This is a genomic window from Chryseobacterium sp. MA9, assembly GCF_024399315.1.
Lineage (GTDB): Bacteria > Bacteroidota > Bacteroidia > Flavobacteriales > Weeksellaceae > Chryseobacterium.
In genome coordinates, this window is the sequence record NZ_CP075170.1 from 3,224,081 (window position 1) to 3,241,366 (window position 17,286).

15 protein-coding genes are annotated in these 17,286 nt (G+C 36.7%); 10 read left to right on the forward strand and 5 right to left on the reverse strand.

Annotated elements, in window-relative coordinates:
• The first annotated feature begins 129 nt into the window (after positions 1-129).
• The 7 genes from KIK00_RS14635 to KIK00_RS14665 all read left to right on the forward strand — a co-directional run bounded on the left by KIK00_RS14635 (position 130) and on the right by KIK00_RS14665 (position 9,140).
• The gene (locus KIK00_RS14635; RefSeq protein ID WP_255813116.1) at positions 130-1,218 is read left to right on the forward strand and encodes an acyltransferase family protein; all 1,089 of its coding nucleotides are present in this window, start codon (positions 130-132) and stop codon (positions 1,216-1,218) included.
• Between the two features lie 74 nt (positions 1,219-1,292).
• Positions 1,293-1,871, forward strand: coding sequence for a tRNA-(ms[2]io[6]A)-hydroxylase (locus KIK00_RS14640; protein ID WP_047377241.1), 579 nt, complete (start codon positions 1,293-1,295; stop codon positions 1,869-1,871).
• 24 nt (positions 1,872-1,895) lie between these two features.
• Positions 1,896-2,513 (forward strand): DUF502 domain-containing protein, encoded by a 618-nt coding sequence (locus tag KIK00_RS14645; RefSeq protein ID WP_047377240.1) that lies wholly within the window; start codon positions 1,896-1,898, stop codon positions 2,511-2,513.
• Between the two features lie 93 nt (positions 2,514-2,606).
• Entirely contained in the window at positions 2,607-3,983 is a 1,377-nt protein-coding gene (locus KIK00_RS14650) for a tryptophanase (protein ID WP_255813117.1), read from the forward strand.
• A 322-nt stretch (positions 3,984-4,305) separates the two neighbouring features.
• Positions 4,306-5,382 carry an FAD-dependent monooxygenase gene (locus tag KIK00_RS14655; RefSeq protein ID WP_255813118.1) on the forward strand — a complete coding sequence of 359 codons (1,077 nt, stop codon included), beginning with the start codon at positions 4,306-4,308 and terminating at the stop codon, positions 5,380-5,382.
• A gap of 2 nt (positions 5,383-5,384) precedes the next feature.
• Positions 5,385-6,542 carry a pyridoxal phosphate-dependent aminotransferase gene (locus KIK00_RS14660; RefSeq protein WP_255813119.1) on the forward strand — a complete coding sequence of 386 codons (1,158 nt, stop codon included), beginning with the start codon at positions 5,385-5,387 and terminating at the stop codon, positions 6,540-6,542.
• A 162-nt stretch (positions 6,543-6,704) separates the two neighbouring features.
• Positions 6,705-9,140: a TonB-dependent siderophore receptor gene (locus KIK00_RS14665; protein ID WP_255813120.1), complete on the forward strand. Its 2,436-nt coding sequence runs from the start codon at positions 6,705-6,707 to the stop codon at positions 9,138-9,140.
• Between the two features lie 126 nt (positions 9,141-9,266).
• On the opposite strand, the gene KIK00_RS14670 is transcribed toward KIK00_RS14665, so the two are convergent.
• Positions 9,267-10,484, reverse strand: a complete 1,218-nt coding sequence (locus KIK00_RS14670; protein ID WP_255813121.1) for a PQQ-dependent sugar dehydrogenase — start codon at positions 10,482-10,484, stop codon at positions 9,267-9,269.
• Between the two features lie 224 nt (positions 10,485-10,708).
• On the opposite strand from KIK00_RS14670, the gene uvrB reads away from it, so the two are divergent.
• Positions 10,709-12,700 carry an excinuclease ABC subunit UvrB gene (gene uvrB / locus KIK00_RS14675; protein WP_255813122.1) on the forward strand — a complete coding sequence of 664 codons (1,992 nt, stop codon included), beginning with the start codon at positions 10,709-10,711 and terminating at the stop codon, positions 12,698-12,700.
• Between the two features lie 79 nt (positions 12,701-12,779).
• Here uvrB and KIK00_RS14680 read toward each other — a convergent pair whose 3' ends face one another.
• The 4 genes from KIK00_RS14680 to KIK00_RS14695 all read right to left on the reverse strand — a co-directional run bounded on the left by KIK00_RS14680 (position 12,780) and on the right by KIK00_RS14695 (position 15,650).
• Positions 12,780-12,974 carry a DUF3820 family protein gene (locus KIK00_RS14680; RefSeq protein WP_255816677.1) on the reverse strand — a complete coding sequence of 65 codons (195 nt, stop codon included), beginning with the start codon at positions 12,972-12,974 and terminating at the stop codon, positions 12,780-12,782.
• A 53-nt stretch (positions 12,975-13,027) separates the two neighbouring features.
• The gene (locus tag KIK00_RS14685; RefSeq protein WP_255813123.1) at positions 13,028-14,107 is read right to left on the reverse strand and encodes an AI-2E family transporter; all 1,080 of its coding nucleotides are present in this window, start codon (positions 14,105-14,107) and stop codon (positions 13,028-13,030) included.
• A 19-nt stretch (positions 14,108-14,126) separates the two neighbouring features.
• Positions 14,127-14,855 carry a beta-carotene 15,15'-monooxygenase gene (locus KIK00_RS14690; RefSeq protein WP_255813124.1) on the reverse strand — a complete coding sequence of 243 codons (729 nt, stop codon included), beginning with the start codon at positions 14,853-14,855 and terminating at the stop codon, positions 14,127-14,129.
• Positions 14,856-14,927: 72 nt separating this feature from the next.
• On the reverse strand, positions 14,928-15,650 hold the full coding sequence (locus KIK00_RS14695; protein ID WP_255813125.1) for a hypothetical protein: 723 nt from the start codon (positions 15,648-15,650) through the stop codon (positions 14,928-14,930).
• A gap of 47 nt (positions 15,651-15,697) precedes the next feature.
• Between KIK00_RS14695 and KIK00_RS14700 the strand changes: the two genes are divergently transcribed.
• Both KIK00_RS14700 and KIK00_RS14705 read left to right on the forward strand, forming a co-directional pair.
• Positions 15,698-16,675, forward strand: a complete 978-nt coding sequence (locus KIK00_RS14700; protein ID WP_255813126.1) for an aminodeoxychorismate synthase component I — start codon at positions 15,698-15,700, stop codon at positions 16,673-16,675.
• The gene (locus KIK00_RS14705; RefSeq protein WP_047377226.1) at positions 16,659-17,285 is read left to right on the forward strand and encodes an aminotransferase class IV; all 627 of its coding nucleotides are present in this window, start codon (positions 16,659-16,661) and stop codon (positions 17,283-17,285) included. Before KIK00_RS14700 ends, KIK00_RS14705 begins: the two co-directional genes overlap by 17 nt.
• Position 17,286 lies beyond the last annotated feature (1 nt).

Here is a 17,286-nt window from a genome sequence, read left to right on the forward strand (position 1 = left end):
AGCATATTTAAGAAAGGAGGCGGGCATTATGTTCCGCCCCTTTTTTGTTTTTAGCAACTTTTATATTCTATAAAATCAATTTGTTTGTATTTTTGAAGAAATAACAAAAGAACTTCCAAGCAATCTATAATGAACAGAGATCTCTATATTGATTTCGCCAAAGGACTGGCAACACTTTCTATCATATTTATCCATACCGCTTTCTGGTCTGGACAGTTTTATATTCCTGCAGAAGTAAGAGTTTTCTCCCTCGTTTTTGACGTTGCCCTTTTTTATGCCCTGAGCGGGATTACTTCCGGAGCCAATATTGAAAAAACATTGTATCGTCTACTGAAACTTCAGATCACCTATATGATATTTGTGACTTTCCTGTTCTTTTTAGATTACTTCTTTAAAGTTTTCGGACTGAGTTTCTTTTCTATGGAATGGCTGCAAAGCTTTTATTCCACATTTGGTTCCAAATATTCTACAACCAGTATTTCAGCAACTCCTCAATGGGAAAATCTGGGCAACTGGTATCTTCATCAATACACTAATGCTGACACTTTTCCTGTGGTGATGGGAAGCTTCTGGTATCTTAAAGTTTATTATATCCTAACTGTTTTTGGTGTTCTTATCTTAAGATTCTTCCCGAAACATATCAATTGGTTTATCGGGCTTTGCATGGGTTTAACCTTATTATTTAACATCTTCCCGGAATATTATCCAACAGGACAGGTGGGATACGTAGCTTTTTATCTTGCCGTATTTTTAATTGGACACAGAATGCGTGGGAAAAAGATTCCAGCCAAAGCAATTCCTATGCTATATGCGCTTGTTGGAATCGCTCTTATATGGATGTTCTGGTACTATGGAGGAGAAATTTTCTATAAAATCAATAAAAACAAATTCCCGCCAGAAATCCCTTATGTCATCTGGACATTATTCTCTCTGGTAACACTATTTGTTCTTTATAACCGATTAAAGATTACAAAAGAAAATTTTATCACCCACATCGGAAAGAATGCTATTTTCTTCTACTTTGCACAGGGAATCAGTTCTTCATTGGTATATTTCCTGGTTGTCCCGTTAAAAGAAAATGTGCCATGGTGGATTTTAATGATCATTATTTATGGTATTAATATCATTTTAGCCTTCATTATTTCTGCAGGATTGAAAAAGGCAGATGCCTCAGGCTGGAAGATTCTGGAATTCTTAAGAACAAAGACCGCATCTTAAGACTTTAACGATCAAATTGAAATAAAGTCACATTTCTTATCTCAATTTGTTTAAATTTACAAAAATTTTACAACATGTTTAAGTTGAAACTACCTACCGATCCAAGGTGGGCAAATATTGCAGAAGGAAACATCGGAGAAATTTTGACAGATCATGCCTGGTGCGAGCAAAAAGCAGCCACCAATGCCATAGGCCTGATTACAATGCTTCCGGAATATCCTGAAATTGTGACAGAACTTCTTGCCATTGCACAGGAAGAACTGGATCATTTCAATCAGGTTCATGAGATCATTAAGAAAAGAGGATATACCTTTGGAAGAGCAAGAAAAGATGATTATGTGAATGAACTGGCGAAATTTATCGTTCAGGGAACAAGAGAAAACCTCATCGTAGACAAAATGCTTTTTGCGGCTATGATTGAAGCCAGAAGCTGCGAAAGGTTCAAGGTTCTTACCGAAAACATCAAAGACGAAGAACTTAAAGTTTTCTACAAAGAACTGATGATTTCTGAAGCTAATCATTATACTACATTCATTGGATTTGCAAGACAACTCGGAGATCCGGAGAAAGTAAACAAACGTTGGGAAGAATGGCTGGAATATGAAGCCAGTATTATTAAATCCTACGGAAACAAAGAAACTATTCACGGTTAAAATAGAAACAGTAAAGAATACACATTGAAGAAGCCTAGCTTTGAAAATATCGCCAATTTATTCCTGAAAAACTTTTTCCAGGGACTGGTTATCATTGGTCCTATCGGGCTTACCATTTTTGTTATCTGGTATATTGTAAGTGCGATTGACAATCTTGTACCTTCGCTGGCCAAGCAGATTCCAGGGCTTGTATTCGTGTCCATTATTCTGTTTACCGCTATTTTAGGATATTTAGGAAATAAATTCGTGGTCGGAAGATTCTTTTTTGATACGATGGACAGCTTACTGGAGAAAACTCCGGGAGTAAAACATATCTACACTCCCACAAAAGACGTAATGTCTTCATTCGTAGGCGATAAGAAAAAATTCAACGATCCTGTATGGGTAAAAACCAATGAAAATCCGGAGATCTGGAGAATTGGTTTTTTAACCCAAAAAGAAATGTCGGACGTTGACAAACATAATTACGTTGCGGTATATCTTCCCCACTCGTACGCCATCTCGGGCTGGGTAATTGTTACTGAAGAAAAAAACATCAAACCTGTAGTGGGAATGACAGCGGCTTCTGCAATGAAGTTTGCAGTGAGTGGCGGTGTAGCCGGATTCCATTCTGATGAAAATATATTTAAGGCTCCGGAATAATTACTTGTTCTGTCTTATCTATACATTGATGAATTTTGAAAATTATTTTCAAACACATTTTCTTTACAAACAATTTAAAACATAATTTAACTCATGAATTTACCGTACGCGGAACCTTTCCGCATTAAAATGGTGGAAGAAATCTATCAATCCACCAGAGAAGAAAGAGAGCAGTGGCTTAAAGAAGCTAATTATAACCTTTTCAACTTAAGATCTTCACATGTTTATATTGACCTGCTTACCGATTCAGGAACCGGAGCAATGTCTGATAAACAATGGTCTGCTTTGATGACCGGAGATGAAAGCTATGCAGGATCCCGTTCTTTTGAGCAATTACAGAAAACTGTTGAAAAAATTACAGGATTCAAATATTTATTACCAACACACCAGGGAAGAGCTGCTGAAAATGTTCTTTTTTCAGTATTGGTAAAAGAAGGTGATGTAGTTCCTGGGAACTCTCATTTTGACACAACAAAAGGACATATCGAGATCAGAAAGGCACATGCCATCGACTGTACAATCGATGAAGCTTTTGACATTAATGACCTTCACCCTTTCAAAGGTAATATCAACCTTGAAAAACTGGAAGAAGTTTATAAAAGCCACCCTAAAGAAAACATCCCTTTCTGCTTAATTACCATTACATGTAACTCTTCAGGAGGACAGCCTGTATCATTAGAAAACATGAAGGCTGTAAAAGCACTTTCTGACCAATATGGAATCCCTGTTTTCTTTGATTCAGCGAGATTTGCAGAGAATGCTTACTTCATCAAAAAAAGAGAAGCAGGGCAGGAAAACAGAAGCATCAAAGAAATCTGTAAGGAAATTTTCTCTTATGGAGATGGGATGACAATGAGTTCTAAAAAAGACGGCTTAGTAAATATCGGCGGATTCATTGCTCTGAATAATGAAGATGTGTTCAGAAAAGCATCCAACTTTACCATCATTTATGAAGGATTTATTACCTATGGAGGAATGGCCGGAAGAGATATGGCCGCATTGGCAGTAGGTCTTGATGAGGCAACTGAATTTGCTTACCTTGAAAGCAGAATATCTCAGGTTGAATATCTGGGTAATAAACTGATTGAATATGGAATCCCTGTTCAAAAACCAATTGGAGGGCACGCTGTATTTATTGATTCCCTCAACTTCCTTCCGAATGTTTCCCGTGAAGAGTATCCGGCACAGACATTAGGGCTTGAAATTTATAAAGAAGCAGGAATCAGAACCGTAGAAATCGGGACATTATTGGCCGACAGAGATCCTGCTACAAGAGAAAACCGCTATCCGAAGTTAGAATTGGTACGTCTTGCAATTCCTAGAAGAACTTATACCAATAACCATATGGACTATATTGCTGCTGCTATCAAGAACGTTTATGAAAGACGTGAAGAAATAGCAAAAGGATACAAGATCACCTGGGAACCGGAAATCTTAAGACACTTTACTGTTCAGCTTGAAAAAGCTTAATCATAAAACCGGAATTTTTTCCGGTTTTTTTTATGCATTACACAAACTATCTTATTCTTTATATTTTCATCTGTTCTTTTCCACTTAATGAGCTTAATACCATTCCGGCATTACAACAAATATGTTTTATAAGTAGCTATAAATCAATCATATTTATTTATTATCAATTATCTATTATGCTTTTCATTTTATCTTTTGTAAAACAAAAATCAAATTGATTCATTTTTTGAAATAGTGAAGGTTTTTAATTTTAATTTTGTAATTATCTAAAGGAGATAAAAAATACTCAAAAAACCAACCTGAAAAATACTTTATTCCGAAAATGAAGAAAATTGCTGTCGTGGGTGCCGGTATTTCCGGCTTAAGCATGGCGAATTACTTAGAAAAATATAAGATTGATTATCACATTTATGAAAGGCGAAAAAAGAAAGATCTGACAGGTCACGGATTTCTCATTCCACAAGAAGGAATGGATTATCTTTATCAAATCCTTGATCCTGATCTTCTTCTTCGTCATGGCAATTTTCTAAAAAAATATATACAGTACTCTCATACAGGGAAAATACTGGCAGAAAAGGAGCTGAACAATGTTTTCGCAATTTTAAGACATTCATTAATTGATCTGCTGGCTCAAAATATTTCTCCTGAAAAAATAACCTACGAACAAACCATAATTCCCGATGACAGACAGAATGGAAAACTGAAGCTTTCGGACGGAACGGATATTGACGCAGACATTGCTGTTATTTCCGATGGTTCTAAAAGCCGTATCAGAAGCTGTATTTTTAAAGATGAAACCATGAAAGTGGTAAGAGAAAGTGAAGTGGTTAACATCGTTCAGGATAAGGAAATTGCAGATTCTATTGAAGATGATTTTATAAAATTTCATCATGAAGAAGGAGGCCTGACATTTGGAATCCTTAAACTTTCCGCTGATACCATTCTTTGGTATTCACAGTTTGATAATGAGAAATACATGATCAATGAGTGTTCAGCAGAGAATCTAAGGAAATACATGCTTGAAGTTTTTCAAAACTGGCATCCTTTAGTCTCATCAATTATACAGAAATCAGACTATAAAAACGTACATTTATGGCGTGTGTATGAGTTGGAAAAATTGAATCCCTTTTATAAGGATAATATTGTATTCATAGGAGATGCAGCCCATCCGCTGATTCCTTTTACGAGCCAGGGAGTAACCTCTGCATTAAAAGATTCTTTTTTATTAACGAAATATTTAGTTGAAGAAGAAAGTGAAACAGAAGCCTTCCGCAAGTATGAAGCAGACAGAAAACCTGAAATTGAAGTTCATATCAACAATGGAAGAGCATTGCTCAACCAGTTCCTGCTCCCGCTCAGCCAACAATCAGAAAATATTTTACCCATATCTTATAAATAAATATGTTCAGCAATAACGATATCAATTTTGAAGCACTGAAAAGAAAAGCCTATAACGGAAGATGGGCAACTCTGGAAGAAGGAATTATCCCTCTTACTGCTGCAGATCCTGACTTCAGGACAGCCCATGAAATAGAACAGGGAATCATTGAATACCTTAAAGACGGCTATCTAAGCTATGGACCGTTTTCTGGCCTTCCGGAATTCAAAAAAAGTGTTGCAGATCATTTCAATAAAGAGAAACATGGAACTTTTTCTCCTGAAAATATTCTGGCAGTCAACAGTGCTGCTCAGGGGATGTTCCTGATTGCCTCATATGTTCTGAATCCGGGAGATGAAGCCATTATTCTGGATCCTGTAGATTTTCTTTTCAAAAAATCAGTAGAAACAGCAGGCGGAAAAGTGATGCTTTGCCCAGTAAATACGATAACGGGAGACATTGATTTTGAAAAACTGGTTTCTTTAATCAATCCCAAAACCAAACTTATAAGCATCTGCAATCCACACAATCCACTGGGAAAAGTATATTCTAAAGAAGTATTAATAAAAATAGCAGAGATCGCCTCAGCTCACGATCTTTGGGTGATGAGCGATGAAATCTGGAGTGATATTATTTATGACAACAAAGATTTTCATACCTATTCTTCCGTTTCTGAGAAAGCAAAGAGAAAAAGCTTTACCGTTTATGGGTTTTCAAAATCATTTGGAATAGCAGGACTGAGAATCGGGGCAGTATTGTGTAATGATCAGGATATCCTTGAAGAGTTTACAGAGAAATCCAATTTCAATTCAACAATAGAAGGAGTTTCTACGTTGTCACAGATTGCCGGAAGTGTAGCTTTGGAGAAAGCAAAGCCTTGGTATAAAAATTTTTTAGCACATTTACAGAGTAACAGGAATCTTGCTTTTGAATTATTAAGCTGTTCAGAAATTGTAAACCCCAATCTGCCTGAGGCCACTTTTGTCCTGTTTCCAAAGATTCAAAACGGAATGTCCAGCGATCAATTTGCCCAACATGTGTTAACACAGGGAAAAGTTGCCATTGTTCCAGGATCAGAAAGATGGTTCGGAAAAGGGGCAGAAGGACACATCAGAATTTGCTTTTCCACATCACAGGAAATTTTAGAAGAAGGAATTAACAGAATTATTACCAGTTTTTAATATTAAAATTTTTCATTAAATTTAAATAATAAGTTATTATTTTACCGAAATTAGCACAAATCAATACCAAATTAAGATATTCATACTAAATATTAAATTTTAATATTGATTTAAAAATAAATATTGATAATTTTGATTAAATCACCATCCAAAATTATCAATATGAAAATAAAATACATCAGCATTATTTTTCTTGGAGTTTCCACTCTTTCCTATGCCCAGCAAATAAAGGATACCTTGAAAGAATCTAAAATAGACGAAGTAGCAATCACCGGAAGCCGGAATAAAAAAAGAACAGTAGTAAATACGCCCGTTCCTATTGATATTATCGACATCAAACAGGTGAGCCAGTCAACAGGGCAAGTAGAAATCAACCAGCTTTTACAGTTTTCCGCACCTTCTTTCAATTCCAACAAACAATCGGGGTCTGACGGTGCTGATGCAGTAGATCCTGCCACTTTAAGAGGTTTAGGTCCTGATCAAACCCTGCTTTTATTAAATGGAAAAAGATATCACCAGTCTTCACTGATCAATCTTTTCGGAACTAAAGGAAGAGGAAACACAGGATACGACATGAATACCATTCCCATTGGCGCCATAAAAAGAGTGGAGGTCCTTCGTGACGGAGCCTCAGCTCAATATGGTTCTGATGCTATCGCAGGAGTAATCAATGTCATTCTTAATGACCGGGATAAAGGTTTTGAAGGAAATGCTTTTTATGGAATGAATCTTTTCAAAAGTCCCGGAAATAACGATGTGGTTTCTGATCACAAAGTGGACGGAACAACCTTTGATTTCAGTGGAAATTTAGGAACTAAAATAGGATCAAAAGGAGGTTTTGGAAACTTTACGGTAGAATTTATGAACAAAGATTATGCGATACGAAATGCAAATCCTGATATTTACAATGATCCGCTGGCACCAAGACAGCGCTTCGGGGATGCAAAAGCTCAGAACATTTACTTTTTCGGAAATATTGAGCTTCCCTTATCTGATGCTCTGAAATTCTATTCCCGTCAGGGCTTTTCACATAGAAATACCAAAGCCTACGCATGGACAAGATCAGCAGATGCAGACGGAAATATTCCTGAAATTTATCCTACAGGATTCAATCCGATTGAAAATACAAGCATTACAGATTTTACGTTTGACAACGGCCTGAAATTCAAGGTTGCCGGATGGGATGTAGATTTTTATAATGCTTTTGGCAACAACAGATTTACCTATCAGATTGACAATACGATTAATGCCACTCTTGGTATCAAATCACCTACAAGCTTTAATGCCGGAGGGCATTCATTATTACAGAATACAACCGGTTTTAATGCGGTGAAGCAGTTCAAGGTGCTGGAAGGACTTAATATCGCTTTCGGATCGGAATTCAGGTATGAAAAATTTGACATCATCAAAGGGGAAGAAGCTTCTTATGCCATGTATGATGTAAATGGAAACCCTGTAACTGCCAGCACACCCCAAAACTTACTGGTCACCAACCCTTTAAGCGGTAATGTAAGGCCGGGTGGTTCTCAGGGATTTCCGGGATATTCTACAGACATTGGCAAAAGCAGAAATAACTTTGCGGCATATGTAGACACTGAACTTGACGTTACAAAAAACTGGATGGTAAGCATTGCCGGAAGATTTGAAAATTATAATGATTTCGGAAGCACTTTAAATGGAAAATTCGCAACAAGATATGCAATCACCCCGCAGTTTGCCTTCCGTGGTTCCGTTTCTACCGGGTTCAGAGCTCCTTCTCTGGCTCAGAAATACTACAGCCAGCAGTTTACCAACTTTCAGGGTGGCCAATTGGTTACCATTCAGCTAGCTTCTAATGATAGTAAAATTGCAGGCAGCCTTGGAATTCCTCAATTAAAACAGGAAACATCCGTGAATGGAAGTGCCGGATTTACGTTTAACACAGGAAAATTTACAGCAACAGTGGATGGATATTATATTCAGGTAAAAAACAGAATCGTTCTTACCGGATATTTCGCACAAGCAGACTTGCCGGCAGAAGTTCAGGCAGAGAATCCATATATTGACCAGGTACAGTTTTTCTCCAATGCTATAGATACCAAAACAAAAGGAGTGGATCTTATTTTAAGCTACACTGAAAACCTTGGTTCCGGGAAACTGACTGCTACCTTAGCCGGAAACTATAATGATATGGAAATCACCAAAGTGAATACTTCAGAAAAGCTTGCAGGGAAGGAAGATATTTACCTGAGCGAAAGAGAAAAAGCTTTTATTCTCGCTTCTGCCCCAAAAACAAAAGTCAATTTAAACCTCAATTATAAGATCAACAAATTCAATGCGAATCTGCAGCTGGTAAGGTTTGACAAAGCAACACTGATTGGTTATGATGGTACAGAACAGGTATATAACCCAAAAGTAACTACCGATATTTCTTTCGGCTACGAGTTTTGCAAGAACCTGAACCTGACCCTGGGCAGTAAAAATTTATTCAACAGATATCCAACTCTGCAAACCACTCAGGTGAGCAGCGGGAATACAGAATCCGGAGGTATTTTTGATCCCGTACAGATGGGATTTGCCGGAAGACAGGCTTTTGCCAGACTTAACTTTAAGTTTTAAAATAAGGCAGAAAGCTAGATGAAGAGAGATGGAAGTTACAATAGAGAGAAATTCTTATTAAACCCTCAAAACATCCAGCTCTCAGCTCCCATACAAAAGCTTACAGAAAGTTTCTGTAGGCTTTTTTTATTTTTTTGAAATTTTATAAAGCTTACCGCTGTCAGTTACTGCATAAAGATTTCCGTCCATTCCGTTTAATACATCTCGGAAACGTTCTTTCTGATCTGCAAGAAGACGTTCTTCACCTACCACTTTATTATCTTTCATTACAATTCTGTCAATATGCTCACCGCTTAAACATCCTATAATCAGGTTTCCTTTCCATTCCTCGATATTCCCTGTATAAAAAGTAATTCCGCTTGGTGAAATCACGGGATCCCAGTAATAAACAGGCTGCTCAGTTCCTTCTCTTTGGGTGATTCCCTCTCCTACTTTGTCTCCTGAATATTCAATTCCATAGGTTACATCTCCCCAGCCGTAATTTTTCCCAGGTTGGATCAGATTGATCTCATCCCCGCCTCTCGGGCCCATCTCTACATCCCACAAATTGCCATTAGGATCAATAGCCATTCCCTGCGGATTACGTACACCATAAGCATAAATTTCAGGTTTATAGCCCTGCTTTCCGATAAAGGGATTTCCAGGGGCCGATTTTCCGTCTTTTGTGATTTTTAGAATTTTCCCAAGATAATTATCCGTTTTCTGAGCATATACACGGGTTATCTTATCCGATCTTTCTCCTGTGCTGACAAATAAATTTCCATCTTTATCAAAAGCAAGACGGCTTCCGTAGTGTTTATCCCCATCATAAGAAGGTTCTGCACGGAAAATAACTTTTACTTCTGAGATATTTTTGAGATCTGCAGACAGCTTACCTTTCGCCACGGAAGTTAAATTTCCTTTTCCAAACGGTTCCGAAAAACTGAAATAAATAATATTGTTGGTAGTAAAATCAGGATCAAGGGCTACATCAAGCATTCCACCCTGACCTTTTGAATCCACTTTTGGAAAACCTTCTATTTTTGAAACTTGTTTTCCATCCGTTGAAACAATGTTCATGTGACCTTTCTTGTCTGTGATCAGAAATTTTCCGTCAGGTAAATTGATAATTCCCCAGGGTCTTCCCAAATCTTTATTCAATATCTCTACATTATAGGCCATTGTAGTTTTTACTGCCTTGATTCTTGTCTGCCCTTTAAATGCCGGTTTATAGTCAGAATTAGGCTTCTCTGTCTCTACACTTCCGTCATTTCCGGTTTTCTGAGCATTTGCATGATTTTCTTTGCACGATGACAAAATAAGAAAAAGACTCAGTACCGGGACATAAAATTGATTGATTTTCATAACATTATGATTGGTGATTATACAATGAATGGAAAAATAATGCCATACAAACCTCTTAAAATAGTCTCCTTAAAAAAAATAAAAAATTGTACCCCAAAAAAAGAAGAATAAAACTTTCTGAATACCATCCATTCTGTTAAAATTTTATTATCAAAATATTCATCTTCAAAACATTATCCTGCCTAATAATTTCTTTCGTATTTTTGTTGTATACATTCTTTTCTATGGATTTTAAGCTTCAATCAGAATATAAACCTACCGGAGATCAGCCTCAAGCTATTGAAAAACTTACTGAAGGTATAGAGATCGGTGAGAAATATCAAACTCTTCTCGGAGTTACCGGCTCCGGAAAAACCTTTACGGTTGCTAATGTTGTAAAAAATGTTCAGCGCCCAACCTTAGTTCTGGCACACAATAAAACTCTTGCGGCACAGCTCTTCATGGAGTTTAAAGAGTTTTTTCCGGAAAATGCCGTAGAATACTTTGTCAGTTACTATGATTACTACCAGCCTGAGGCTTATATTGCCACAACAGGAACTTATATTGAGAAAGACCTGAGCATCAATGAAGAAGTTGAAAAACTACGTCTTTCTGCAACAGCCAGCTTGCTTTCAGGAAGAAGAGATGTTTTGATTGTGGCATCTGTTTCCTGTATTTATGGTATCGGAAACCCTACAGAATTTCATAAATCTTTAATTTCCATTGCTATCGGTGAAAAAGTGACAAGAACCGCTCTTCTCCACTCATTAGTTAATGCATTATACGCCAGAACATTAAATGAATTCCAGAGAGGAACATTCCGTGTAAAAGGAGATGTAATTGATGTTTTCCCTGCTTATACTGATAATGCCATCAGAATTCAGTTTTTTGGGGATGAAATTGAAAAGATCCAAAGCTTTGACCCTGTTACTGGGAATGTGGAGGATAATTTTGATCAAATACAAATTTATCCTGCCAATCTTTTTGTAACCTCAAAGGAGACCTTAAACGGTGCCATTAAAGACATTCAGGATGATATGGTAAAACAGGTTGATTTCTTTAGCTCTATTGGAAAACCACTAGAAGCAAAACGACTTCAGGAAAGAACTGAACTGGATCTTGAAATGATTAAAGAGCTTGGCTATTGTTCGGGAATTGAAAACTATTCAAGATATCTGGACGGCCGTCTTCCGGGAACAAGACCTTTCTGTCTGATTGATTATTTCCCTAAAGACTTTTTGATGGTTATTGATGAAAGTCACGTAACGGTTCCACAGGTTCATGCCATGTATGGTGGTGACCGAAGCAGAAAAGAGGCATTGGTGGAATACGGTTTCAGACTTCCGGCTGCGATGGACAACAGACCTTTAAAGTTTGAAGAATTTGAAGCCATTCAGAATCAGGTAATCTATGTATCTGCAACTCCTGCAGATTATGAGCTTGAGAGAACCGGAGGAGCTTATATAGAGCAGATCATCCGTCCAACAGGACTACTTGACCCGATTATTGAGGTAAGACCTACCATAAACCAGATTGATGATTTAATGGAAGAAATCCATAAAAGATCTGATGCTGATGAAAGAGTACTGGTAACCACTTTAACGAAGAAAATGGCGGAAGAGCTTACGAAATACTTTACCAAATTCGGAATCAGAACAAGATATATTCACTCTGATGTTGAAACACTTGAACGTATTCAGATTATGCAGGACCTTCGTCTAGGGCTTTTTGATGTACTTATCGGAGTTAATTTATTACGAGAAGGATTGGATTTACCTGAGGTTTCTTTGGTTGCTATTTTGGATGCCGATAAAGAAGGAATGCTGAGAAGCAGAAGATCAATGATCCAAACCGTAGGACGTGCCGCCAGGAATGTGAACGGAAAAGCAATCATGTATGCTGATAAAATCACCAAATCTATGCAGGCTACTTTGGATGAAACCGAATACCGCCGTGCCAAACAAATGCAGTACAATGAGGATCACGGCCTGAAGCCAAAAGCATTAAATAAAAAGATTTCTGAAAATCTTGTCGGAAGAAGCAAAGACTTCCCTGATGAAAAATATACCCAGAAAGAAATTCTTCAAAAAGTTGCTGAAACAAAAGCAACCTATGCAAGTGAGGATATAGAGAAAATGATTACACAGAAGCAGAAAGAAATGGAAACTGCAGCAAAAAATCTTGACTTTATAAAAGCAGCCAAGCTGAGAGATGAAATTGCAGCTTTGAAAGCTTAATAAACTGGTTTATAAAAAAGCTTCGGCGGCATCTTTGATGCCGCCGAAGCTTTTTATTGAGATTGAAATATTTTAATTTTTACAATCCGTTTCTTACTGCTGCCCTGATGGGAGTCAAAAGATCCATCAAACCGTTCAATTTGATCTCATAAACTGTTGAAAGCTGCATTCCCAGTTTTCCCTTTGGCATTCCGTTTTTGTTGAACCATTCCAGATAGCTGATCGGAAGGTCAATCAGAACCGTTCCTTCGTACTTACCGAAAGGCATTTTCATTACACAGATTTCTTTTAATATTTCGGGATTGAGTCCTTCCACTTTTTATATAATTAAATTAATTTTTCTTTAATATCATCCTGTCTGGGAAGTTCAAGATCCGGAGGTGTATCTTCATCCGAAAATTCATTTCTGTAGATCTGAACCAGAAGAAGTGTCAGTGAGATCAGAATAGGACCGAAAATAAGCCCCATAAAGCCAAAAAGATTCATTCCCATGATAATCCCAAATATTGTATTCAATGGGTGAATGTTTTCGAGTTTCTTTAAGAGGGTAAAACGAAGAAGATTATCAGTAAGACCTACTACAACAAGACAGTATATTGCTAAGCCAACTCCCTGGCCTGTATTCCCTTCAGCAATCATGAAGATACATACCGGAACATACACAATAGCAGTTCCTACAACGGGGATTACTGAAGCCGCGGCTGTTAATGCAAAAAGCAATACAGGTCCCGGTGCTCCGAAAATAAGATATCCAATAAGTGCAACAATTCCCTGTCCTACTGCTACAACCGGGATTCCGATAGCATTGGCCATAATCAGCTTTCTCATTTTATCGCCAATCAAAGAAATGTTAGCTCTCTTAAGCGGTGCAGAAGAAGTAAGGATTTTTTCGAAGAGCCTTGGCTTTTCCAGCATAAAATAGAGAATAAAATACATAGACATCACTACAGTAAGGGTATTGAACGTACCACTGAGCGCTGATGTTGAAATCTTTCCTACAGAATCTTTCAGTTTTGCCATATTTTCTTTGCTCAGAATATCAAACCCTGTTTTATCGAAAATATAGGTATGTATTTTATCCAGAAAAACATTGAATTTTTCCATATAAGCCTGGGCATTTCCCAGCTTATCAATAATCAGATCAGCAATAAAATAGATCGGAAGAATAAGAACAATAAGGCTTGCAAACATTAATGCAAATGCTGCAAGTGAAGGCTTCCATTTTTTTTCTTCTTGCAGATAAAAGTTATATTTTCTGCAGACAACATAAATGGTGATCGCCCCCAAAACTGAAGGAATAAACAATGCCAGATTAAAACAGATCAGACCCGCTAATACCACAATAATGGCCAGCAACGACATCTGCTTTATCGCAACACTGCTTATTTGTTTGTCCTTATTCATCATGTATTTTGTATTTTATATTTTATTTACTGTACACAATTTGTCTTGGTTTTCCTAAGAAAGCACAATAAGTAGAGTACATTACAATCATAATAAACGGAGCGGTTAAGATCACTCCAATTCCGCAAAGAATAACCCCTGCAATAGAGATCAGGAATCCTAAGAATCCGGTTAGTAAGAAAATTCCATAATTTTCTTTAGCAATATTGAAAGATTTCCCTAAAGCCTCGGTAGCTGAAGCATTTTCAAATAACAGAATAGGATACCCTAATAAAAGGAAAGGATATACAAAAATAATAGGCAGTACACACAATGCAAGAGCAATTGAAGAAATAATTCCTGATAGAAGACTGTAAATCAATATATTCACAAAATTCTGACGGTACCCGATGAATAGATCAGAAAACTCAATAGGACTTTTGGTATTATATTTATTCACCATGTAGATCAATCCTACATACAGAGGAGATAATAAGAGACCGAAAAGACTGGAAGCTCCCATATACAAAGGAAGTCCCGGAGCACTCCAATAATTGAAGTCACCTCCGGAAGATTTCATATCTTCTACAATGGAAGCAGAGTCAAATCCGGTAAGCATCTGAATAACAGACCCTCCAACCAGATAAATAATCATTGCTACGATTCCGTAACCGAAAACACCTTTATACATTTCAAAGGCATGAGAAATAATAGACCCCGTATCTCTGTTAGGTACAGAGCCTTGCTGATCAAATTCGTTAAATTCAGACATAGTTTAAATATTTAATGATTTTACCAAATTTAGTTTATTTTAGTAAAAAATCATATTAAACACGAATGAATTTTAACTTTTCTCTGAAAAAACGGTTTTATAAAGTGAATAAATCATTGCATTCCAAAAAGGGAACGTGAAAAGTCCTCCTATCAAAAACAGAGCAAAACCTAAGTACTTAAATAAAAAAGCAACGATTACACAGACCATTATTTCCACGAAATACATTTTAAGAGCTTTAAAATTCAGAGAAATTGCCTCGAATATCCTTTTGTTCGTAAAAAACATAAGTGGTGCTACAAATAAAGTCACAGCAACCCAAATCACCGCCAGTACTATGGTAGGAATTGTAAATCGGTAAATAAAGAACCAGAAAATAAAATACCCCACATATTTAAAAAAGTTGAGCCCATTGTACCCCGCAAACAGATCCCCGATCACAATATTCTCTTTAAGATCAATTTTCCTGAAGATTTGGAACATTCCGAGATTCAATGGATACAAAAATGCCGTAGTTCCCAAGATGGCCAGTGTAAACATCTGATAATTTTCTGTAGCCGTTATTGCCTCCATTTTTTTCAAATAAACCTGAGTTCCTTGCAGAAAGGCTTCCTGCAATTCCTTGTTATAAGAAAAAACATCATACTTCTCTCCGAAAAGCATAACTGCGATAAGCAGTATTCCAAAAAAGATGATGGAAAACATCAACTGAAAAACCAGTGTTTTATTCCAATAAAAAAAAGCCTGCTTCAATATAAAATCTAGTCCCGGTTTCTGAGGGTATTTGTTCTGCATCATAAAAAATTTATGCAAAAGTAAACATCAATAAGTATTTTTGCAGAATGTTTTCAGTGAATCATCAAAAATTTATGGAAATGGACGAGCTTTCTCTTCAGAAGGTTCCCTATTTTTTCGTAATCGATTTTCTCTCGGAGAATGTCGAAATATACAAAGAACATGAAATTGAAAAAGCAGGTTTAATTATTGATTTTCAGGGGTTTTCAAACAAAAAAGAAGCACATGCGTTAGATAAAAAAGTAGTCTGGAAATCGTTTCCTGAAACGTTGGAAAGCTTTAAAATCGGATTTGATAAAGTTCAGAAAAATATTCGTTTGGGAAACTCTTATTTAGTAAACTATACTAGAAAAACAAAGATAGAGACAAATTTAACCTTGGAAGAAATTTTTTATCATTCAAATGCGAAGTATAAAGTTTTTTATAAAGATTTTTTTGTATTTTTTTCTCCTGAAACTTTTGTAAAGATCATTGACGGAAAAATTTTCACTTATCCTATGAAAGGTACGATTGATGCTTCCATTGAAAATGCAGCAGAAATACTGAAGAATGATAAAAAGGAAAAAGCAGAACATTACACCGTAGTAGATCTGCTCCGTAATGATCTGAGTATGGTGGCTGATGATGTAAAAGTGGATCAGTTCCAGCATATTGATTTCATCAAAACCCAGCAAAAGGATTTGTATGCAATGAGTTCTGAAATTTCAGGTATAATAAAAACTGAATTTGATGGAAAAACAGGAAGTATCATGCAGAAGCTTCTTCCTGCAGGCTCTATTTTAGGAGCTCCCAAGCCTAAAACACTGGAAATAATTCTGGATGCAGAAGGTTATGAAAGAGGATATTACACGGGCGTTTGCGGTTGGTTTGACGGCAAGAATGTAGACAGCTGTGTAATGATACGCTTTATAGAAAAAGAAGGAGACCAACTTTATTTCAAAAGCGGAGGCGGTATAACGCACATGAGTAAATTAGAAGACGAATATCAGGAAATGAAAAATAAAATCTATGTCCCAATTCATTGAAAGCATTAAAGTAGAAGATCAGGAGATTTTTCTATTAGATCTACACCAGAAACGTGTCAACCAAACATTCTCCCATTTCGGGAAAGAAGACTCCATTGATCTGGCCAAGATCTATAAAAATCTGCAGCATGATGAGGATGGTCTTTTCAAACTAAGAATATCTTATGATCTCGACAAAAGAATCAGGACACAGATGATTCCTTACGCTATTCCTGAGATTCAGAATTTCAAGCTGGTAGAAAACAACAGTTTTGATTACTCATTCAAGTTTGAAGACCGTAAAGAGTTGGATAAAATGAAGATGAAATCCAAAGCAGAAGAAATTATCATCGTTAAAAATAATCATATCACCGACACCTCTTTTTCCAACCTTTTATTTTTAAAAGGGAAAGACTGGTTTACTCCAGCTACCTATTTGCTGAACGGAGTACAAAGGCAGCATCTTTTAAAGCATAAAAAGATCAAAGAAGCGGAAATCACTTTGCAAAATATAAAGCAATTCACCCATTTCCAGATCATTAATGCATTGAATGATTTTGATGATATGTTCATCTATCCTATCGACAGAATTATCAATCTGCCGGGGAATGAAGAATATCTTGATCTTTAAG